We start from the raw sequence: 7,825 nt of genomic DNA on the forward strand, positions 1-7,825 counted from the left end.
TCGCACTTAGTTTGGCAACTATACCTGCAAAGCATAGCAGTTAATAACACCTGCCCTTTGCGTCCTGCGCTATCTTCTGATACCAATCGCCCGATAGCTCTTTGATCGTTTCAAGATCCAGGATGAGCAACAGGATACGAATAGATGAAAACGGATCTCTTTGACTTCGAGCTCCCCCGTGAGGTAATTGCCCACCGACCGGAAAACCCACGCGACATGGCCAAGCTCCTGTCCGTTGGCAAGGACTTTGAAGATCACAGAATGATAGACTTACCAGAGCTTATTCAGCCTGGTGATTTACTTGTCTTTAATGACACAAAAGTCATCCCTGCACGCCTAAAAGGCAAACGGGGAGAAGCTGGTATTGAAGTTACGTTACACAAGCAAGAACCGCCAAGTCCAGACGGTGGGGCGCGCTGGTGGACTTTTGCCAAACCTGCAAAAAAATTACGCCCGGATGACATCGTACGTTTTGCTGATGGTTTCACAGCCAGAGTCGAAAACAAACTTGATGGCGGTGAAGTACTCCTTGCCTTTGATTTGCCACCGGAAGAACTGTATCCCTATCTGGAAGAATACGGCAAAATGCCATTGCCACCTTATATTCAAAGAGAAGCTGGCTCAGATAACCAGGACGCGGGTGATTATCAAACCCGATTTGCCAAATACAGGGGTGCTGTTGCAGCTCCCACAGCCAGTTTACACTATACTGATCGCCTTATGTTAGCCCTCGAAGAAAAGGGAATTGAACACCTCACCTTGACCTTACATGTCGGTGCAGGAACGTTCTTGCCTGTAAAGGTTGACGATCTCAAAGACCACAAAATGCACAGCGAAATTGGCCATATCAGTAAAGAAACTGCAGAACGTATCAATACCGTTCGCGCCAGAGGTGGTCGAATTATTGCCGTTGGAACTACTGCGCTTCGCTTACTTGAAAGCGCCGCAGATAATAACAGCACTCTTCACCCCTTTGATGGTGAAACCGATATTTTCATCACACCAGGTTACAAATTCAAAATCGTTGATCTGCTATTGACCAACTTTCATTTGCCTCGTTCAACCTTATTTATGCTTGTATCTGCATTTGCCGGGTTAGATCGCATGCGCGCGGCCTATCAACACGCCATCCAGAATGGCTATCGTTTTTATTCCTACGGGGACTGCAGTCTGTTGCAGCGTGAGGATCGTCTATGAGTGATCAAGAAAAAAGTAAATCAGCTAAATTTGGTTATGAACTTCAAGCCACAGATGGCCTTGCACGCCGCGGAGAAGTCACCACAGCTCACGGAACATTCCAAACCCCCGCTTTTATGACCGTTGGGACAGCTGGAACCGTAAAAGGCATAACACCTGAGCAACTCCGCTCCACAGGTGCAGAAGTCGTACTCGGCAACACTTACCATTTGATGTTGCGTCCAACCGCTGAATTGGTTGATCGCCATGGCGGCCTCCACAAGTTTATGAATTGGCCTCATCCAATTCTGACGGATTCAGGTGGCTACCAAGTGATGTCTTTGTCCGGATTGCGCAAGATCACCGAAGAAGGCGTGAAATTCCAATCTCATATCGACGGTAGTAAACACAATCTGACCCCCGAACGATCCATGGAGATTCAGGACCTTCTTGATTCAAATATCACCATGGTTCTGGATGAGTGCACCCCCTATCCTGCAACCCACAAAGAAGCGGCTGATTCCATGCGTCGCTCCATGCGTTGGGCTGAACGTTGCCGCAAAGCCTTCCGCGATCGTGATGGCTATGGTCTCTTTGGTATTGTACAGGGTTCTACTTACGAAGATTTGCGCAAAGAATCTGCGCAATCCCTCATCGATATTGGCTTTGAAGGCTATGCTGTCGGGGGCCTCGCCGTTGGTGAAGGACAAGAGGTGATGTTCGAAGTGCTCGACCACACCATGCCACACTTGCCCAAAGACAAGCCCAGGTACCTTATGGGTGTTGGTAAACCTTCAGACCTTGTAGGCGCTGTTGCCCGAGGGATCGACATGTTTGACTGCGTCCTACCGACAAGATCAGGTCGAAACGCACAAGCCTTTACCCGTCGTGGCGCTCTTAACATGCGGAACAAACGTCATGAAGATGATCACCGTCCTGTTGATGATCAATGCAAATGCACCTGCTGTACCCAGTTCAGCCGCGCTTATCTGAGACACCTTTTTAGAGCAAAAGAGATGTTGGGTCCCGTCCTTCTAACCATCCACAATCTTTCCTACTATCAAGAACTTATGGCTGGTATGCGCGATGCCATTGCAGCCGGTACTTTCAAGACTTTCCAAGAAGAGTTTTACCGTCTGCAAGAAGGGGGCGACATCCCTGAATTGGATGGAGATTTTTCTCACACATAACCGCGTGCTATTCTTTTTTACAAAACAAACACTGTAATCAGAACAAAGTCTTTTAAAAACATGAACGAAGGAGGGATGAGAAATGAGTAAAAAAATCAAAAACTCTCTGTCTTACCCTTCTGATCCAGCAGCTGCTATTCGCCAAAAAGCACTTGAATTACAGTTTGATGCCGTTGGGTTCTCTCCTGCTGAAATTGGAGAGAAAACCAAGGCGAACCTTCGAGAATTTCTCGCAAGAGGTTATCATGGCGACATGGGCTGGATGGAAAACCGTATTGAATGGCGTGAAAATCCGACTGCCATGTGGGACGACGCCAAAAGCATTATTGTTCTTGGCGTCAACTATGGCCCAGCCGACCCGCCTCTTGCCAATCTTGAGTTCGATGATCGTGGAAACATTTCAGTTTATGCACGAAACAAAGACTATCACGATTTTATCAAAAAGCGGCTAAAGGCCCTTGCCCGCTGGATGGTTGAAAACCTTGATTGCCAGGTGAAGGTCTTTGTCGATACTGCCCCCGTTTTAGAAAAGGTTGCAGCCGCTCAGGCCGGGATCGGTTGGCAGGGTAAAAATACACATCTGGTATCTCGGGAGCACGGATCTTGGCTTTTTCTTGGTGAAATTTATACTTCTCTGGATCTCAAAACCGACCTGAAAGAAGAGGATCATTGTGGGTCTTGTAACCGCTGCATAAGCATTTGTCCTACCAACGCCTTTCCTGCGCCCTATGTTCTGGACGCAAAACGCTGCATATCCTACTTAACGATTGAGTACCACGGCCACATTGCCCGGGAATTTCGGATCCCAATGGGAAATCATATCTATGGATGCGATGATTGCATCGCGGTATGTCCTTGGAATAAGTTTGCGGAACCAACAACGGAAGAGAATGTTTTTCCGCGTATTGAGCTTACTGCGCCACGATTAGCTGACCTTGTTGAACTTGACGACGCAAATTTTCGACAAATTTTTTCTGGATCCCCTATAAAAAGAATTGGGCGAGATCGATTTATTCGCAATGTTTTGATCGGGCTTGGCAATTGTAACGACAACAGAGTTACACCACGGATAGAACCTTTATTGAAAGATCCATCTCCCTTCGTTCGTGCGATGGCCGTGTGGGCTTTGGGTAGATTAAAAGAATCTAATGAATTCGAAATTTTGCGTACAACCTACTCGAAAGAAGAAGAAGACGCCGATGTCTTGAAAGAGTGGGCTACACCAGAATCTTCAAAGGTAGAGCTTTCTTCTGAAAAGTCTCCTTACCCTCCTGAGGCTGATGCTTTCGGGCCTTTAGGATAACAAACAAATGATGCCCGTACCTTTTGAATTACAGGGCATTCATTCCAAAAAGCATCCTCATCTCTAAGTTCAATCCGGCCTCCTTCACAAGTCTCTCTTGCAAAAGCGAGTATCTGTGCAGGTGTGTTAACACTCTTGCCATAGCAGACCCCAAACGCCCATGGGGTATAGTCATTTGTACCATAAATTTGCGCGCCCTTACCCACGGCCATTACGACTGGGCGAGATGCTCCGACCTTGATGGGCTCATTCGCGCAGGCCGACAATAGCAGGACAAAGATCCCGACCACATATCGTATAATTACGTTGTTTCTGATTGGCATCGGTTATTCCCCCGTTTTCCCACTAGCAAGCACAGGGCCGCCAAGTATTTTTCTGCGTTTTTTTCCCAATTGAGTAATGATAATACCAAAAAGGATAACCGCCAATGCAACAAAGGCATCCATACCATAACTTTCTGAGAGAAACATATACCCCCACACCATCCCAAATACAGGCACCAAATAATTATTCAATGCTGTAAAATTGGCTCCAACCGAGCCCAGCAAATAATATAAAATAATATAAGCAATCGCGGTAGAAAGAACAGCCAGGCTGATCAGCGCTCCAATACTCTCTAAAGTTGGATCCAAAGACAGCGGATCTTCAAGAATAAAGGCCATCGGAATGGCCATAACGGACGCACACAACAAAATCGCAGAACCATTCACAATTGGGTCTAGTTTAACCAGGCCGGTTTTACGTGCATAAACGGATGTCGCCCCATAACAAAAAGAGGCGAAAGCTACGGCCAACTGTCCTAATACAGAATCTCCCAATCCTTTTAACACATCAGGACCCACCAAAAGTATAACACCACAAAATCCGACTAAGGTGCCAGTAATCTTGGGTAGGGACATTTTTTCGTCATCGGTCCAAAAATGTGCAACAAATAAAGCAGTCAACGGCACCACAGACATTAAAATCGCCGCCAACCCAGAATCGATATGAAGCTCGCCCCAGGAAATAAGGATAAACGGTAAAATATTTCCCGTTACGGCAATAATGCCATACCGCCGCCAAGTCCCCATGTCAGTCGGAAATTTCTTTCCCAACACCATCACTAAGGCTGTAAGAGCCAGAAACGCGAAAAAAAGCCGAAAAGCTGTAAGAGTAACCGGAGACACCGTTTCTAAAGTAACTTTAATAAGAAAAAAAGAGCTCCCCCAAATCGCTCCCAACAGTACAAGCAAAAGGTAATGATGGAATTTTGGTTTATCTGAGAGCATTTCGTATAAGGATCCAATGGGGGTCAATAATAATTTCACCCCCAATGTTCCAAGAAACCCGCTTAAACGCAAATAGCTTGTGCATCTTTAGTCAAAGTAATGTGGATTCAATTCCCTAGAGGCTGAACCAAAATTAATATGCTGAGTAGATATTTCTTGATTGTGGACAATCGGTAAAAAATTATTATCTCATTTAAGCTGCATTATCTGCTGTAGGAAGGCCATCTTTTGCTTTCGTGCTAATCACCTTAAGCTGTTCCACATGAGATGAAAGAGATTGCACAATACCACCGATTTCTGTGGTCGCTTGGCTCGTTTGTCCAGCTAGCTGTTTAACTTCTCCAGCCACAACAGCAAACCCCTTACCTGCATCCCCGGCACGGGCAGCTTCAATTGTAGCATTCAGTGCAAGAAGATTTGTTTGACGCGCAATGGCGTCAATTTGTTGGGCCACATTACCCACATTTTCAATTTCAACACTCAGTTGAGCGATTTCCTCGAAAATTTTATCTATACTTTGCTCTAAAACACCCTGATTCGAATTCATTAACACTTGCTCCCATTAAACAGAACCACACTGATAGCAATTTGCCATTAACGCGAGATTAACCGCGATGAAAAATCTTGCTTTTTGAATAACTTTTTTACTGATAGAAACCCACATAATCACAGTGATGAATAGTTACGACTATTCATATTAATTAATTATCACAATCCAACCATAAGTTATTTTACAAATATCGAGAGAATAACTCGTTAAAAGAGATAAAAATTATTAAATTCTCGCTGAAGGTTGATATCTAGGACTGTTACAATCTATTGTTCTAAATACGAGAAGCCCGTATATTCATTTTTGCTTAAGGGGATGCTGTTACTTTTGGGGCAGCCTTTTCTATTAGAAAAATGAGCAGGATAAACGCATAAGGCAAATTATCGTTAGGGTGTGGAGCGCCGGTTGAATTTAAAAATACGCAACTCCATTTGTGGAAAGCTGCTATCAATATATATACCATTGATTAGCATAAGCTTATTGCTTCTCTTTACCGTTTTGGAAAGCCGGAATATTCACAAGTTGAATTCTGAGCTTGGAACGCGTTTAGACAAAATGGTCGACATTCAAGGGACAGCACTTTCGACACCTGTCTGGAATTATGACTTGGATTCTATCCAAGCTATCCTGCTTGCCTTGTCTAGAAACCCCGAATTCCATTCTGCTCAGGTTTACGATACAGATGGATTAATTCTTGCGGAATTGACCAGCGAAACGGCACAAACCATAGACGCCGCTCTTTCTCGAGAAACCGCGATTAAACACAATTCATTTGATCGCCTTGAAACAATTGGGACAGTCAAAGTTCTTTTTCACGACGCCTTGATCACTGCGGAGATAAGGGAACGTTTGATATTTGATGGCCTCGTTATGGTCGTCACAATTTTAGTCCTATCAGCTCTGACCTTTCTCGGGGCTAACTCCTATATCGGCATCCCTCTCAAGCTCCTACTTGAATCCATCCAGACAGAAAAACAACACAAAAATCGTGTTGCAGTTAACTGGAAATCAGATGATGAACTCGGAGCTGTCGTAACCGCCTATAACGACCTATTACAAAAACAATCTGCCTACGAAGCAGCCGTTAAAGCCAGCGAACTCCGTGCCAAGCGTTCAGAAGCTCAATTAACTCAAGCCATCGAAACCATGTCTGAGGGCTTTGCTCTTTATGACCAAGATGACAAGCTGGTTCTTTGCAACAGTAACTATCGTAACATTTCTGCCAAACGAGCACGTATTATTACTCTTGGCTCTCGCTTTGAAGACCTTATGCGTGAACTCGTGTACGCTGGCGATTTTGTTGGTACAGAAGGCCGCGAAGAAGAATTTATCAAAGAAACCTGTTCTGGCCATGTGTCTTTGCAAGAACGTATGATCCTTCATCTCAGTAATGGCACTTGGTTACAGTTTAACCACAGACGAACTCCCGCCAAAGAGATCGTAGTTCTCGCTACCGATATTACGCCGCTTATGAACCAAGAGCGTGAAATTCGCCGGGCAAAAGAAATTGCTGATCAGGCGAATACCGCCAAGTCACAATTCCTTGCCAATATGAGCCATGAACTACGTACACCACTCAATGCTATTCTGGGCTTCTCAGAGATTATGAAGAGTGAATTAATGGGACCTTTAGGCTCTAATCATTACAAATCTTATTGTCATGATATTCATTCATCTGGAACACACCTGCTTGATTTGATTAACGATATCCTTGATTTATCAAAAATTGAAGCTGGCGCCTTTGAACTTCAAGACGAGTCAGTCGACCTCGCCCAAACAGCACGCGCAGCCCATAAGCTCGTCGTCGGGCAAAGTACATCAGATTTTGTTCCCGTTAATCTCGATATTCCAGCCGATCTACCTTATGTAAAAGCGGACTTACGAGCTGTAAAACAGATCCTGCTTAATCTCCTCTCCAATGCTGTCAAGTTCACGCCACAAGGCGGTGAAGTGGTCCTATCAGCGATGAAGAATTCAGATCACAGTCTCTCTATTCAAATCAGAGATACAGGGATTGGTATCCCAAAACACGAACTTGAACGCATTCTCGAGCCCTTTATCCGCGCAGATACACCAATGACACGTGCTTTTGAAGGAACCGGTCTAGGTCTTCCGCTTGTAAAATCTTTGATGGAGCAACATGACGGCACCTTAAGTTTATCTAGCCAAATAAGCAAAGGTACCACAGCGACCATCACTTTCCCTGCCTCTCGAGTATTAGAAAGGCCGGGTACCACACCATTCGACCAAACCATATTGAGCAGTAATGCTTAAGCTCGTTTAAACGCGACAAACGATTAAATCCTAAATATAAAAAAGGGCCCGTTGTTTAAACAAC

7 protein-coding genes are annotated in these 7,825 nt (G+C 44.9%); 4 read left to right on the forward strand and 3 right to left on the reverse strand.

All coding sequences use genetic code 11. The features are described from left to right. The first annotated feature begins 144 nt into the window (after positions 1-144). From queA to queG, 3 genes are all read left to right on the forward strand, one after another. On the forward strand, positions 145-1,197 hold the full coding sequence (queA, locus tag ACFSKO_RS11810; RefSeq protein WP_380251757.1) for a tRNA preQ1(34) S-adenosylmethionine ribosyltransferase-isomerase QueA: 1,053 nt from the start codon (positions 145-147) through the stop codon (positions 1,195-1,197). After that, positions 1,194-2,366, forward strand: a complete 1,173-nt coding sequence (gene tgt / locus ACFSKO_RS11815) for a tRNA guanosine(34) transglycosylase Tgt (RefSeq protein ID WP_380251759.1) — start codon at positions 1,194-1,196, stop codon at positions 2,364-2,366. The genes queA and tgt overlap by 4 nt, the downstream gene beginning before the upstream one ends. Positions 2,367-2,448: 82 nt before the next feature. Continuing rightward, on the forward strand, positions 2,449-3,669 hold the full coding sequence (gene queG / locus ACFSKO_RS11820; protein WP_380251761.1) for a tRNA epoxyqueuosine(34) reductase QueG: 1,221 nt from the start codon (positions 2,449-2,451) through the stop codon (positions 3,667-3,669). Here queG and ACFSKO_RS11825 read toward each other — a convergent pair. The 3 genes from ACFSKO_RS11825 to ACFSKO_RS11835 form a co-directional block, all read right to left on the reverse strand. Next, positions 3,630-3,992, reverse strand: coding sequence for a hypothetical protein (locus ACFSKO_RS11825; RefSeq protein WP_380251763.1), 363 nt, complete (start codon positions 3,990-3,992; stop codon positions 3,630-3,632). The two genes, queG and ACFSKO_RS11825, sit on opposite strands and share 40 nt — an antisense overlap. Positions 3,993-3,995: 3 nt before the next feature. Continuing rightward, positions 3,996-4,976, reverse strand: a complete 981-nt coding sequence (locus ACFSKO_RS11830) for a DMT family transporter (protein ID WP_380251765.1) — start codon at positions 4,974-4,976, stop codon at positions 3,996-3,998. Between the two features lie 154 nt (positions 4,977-5,130). After that, the gene (locus ACFSKO_RS11835; protein WP_380251767.1) at positions 5,131-5,484 is read right to left on the reverse strand and encodes a methyl-accepting chemotaxis protein; all 354 of its coding nucleotides are present in this window, start codon (positions 5,482-5,484) and stop codon (positions 5,131-5,133) included. Positions 5,485-6,009: 525 nt separating this feature from the next. Here ACFSKO_RS11835 and ACFSKO_RS11840 point away from each other — a divergent pair. After that, complete coding sequence (locus ACFSKO_RS11840; protein ID WP_380251769.1) at positions 6,010-7,761, forward strand: sensor histidine kinase; 1,752 nt, start codon at positions 6,010-6,012, stop codon at positions 7,759-7,761. The last annotated feature ends 64 nt before the right edge of the window (positions 7,762-7,825 follow it).

Origin of the sequence: Kiloniella antarctica (genome assembly GCF_042682825.1) — a bacterium.
Classification (GTDB): Bacteria; Pseudomonadota; Alphaproteobacteria; order Kiloniellales; family Kiloniellaceae; genus Kiloniella; species Kiloniella antarctica.

Coding starts and splice junctions, on each gene's coding strand:
- queA (WP_380251757.1), top strand. CDS start 145: ATGAAAACGGATCTCTTTGACTTCGAGCTCCCCCGTGAGGTAATTGCC.
- tgt (WP_380251759.1), top strand. CDS start 1,194: ATGAGTGATCAAGAAAAAAGTAAATCAGCTAAATTTGGTTATGAACTT.
- queG (WP_380251761.1), top strand. CDS start 2,449: ATGAGTAAAAAAATCAAAAACTCTCTGTCTTACCCTTCTGATCCAGCA.
- ACFSKO_RS11825 (WP_380251763.1), bottom strand. CDS start 3,992: ATGCCAATCAGAAACAACGTAATTATACGATATGTGGTCGGGATCTTT.
- ACFSKO_RS11835 (WP_380251767.1), bottom strand. CDS start 5,484: ATGAATTCGAATCAGGGTGTTTTAGAGCAAAGTATAGATAAAATTTTC.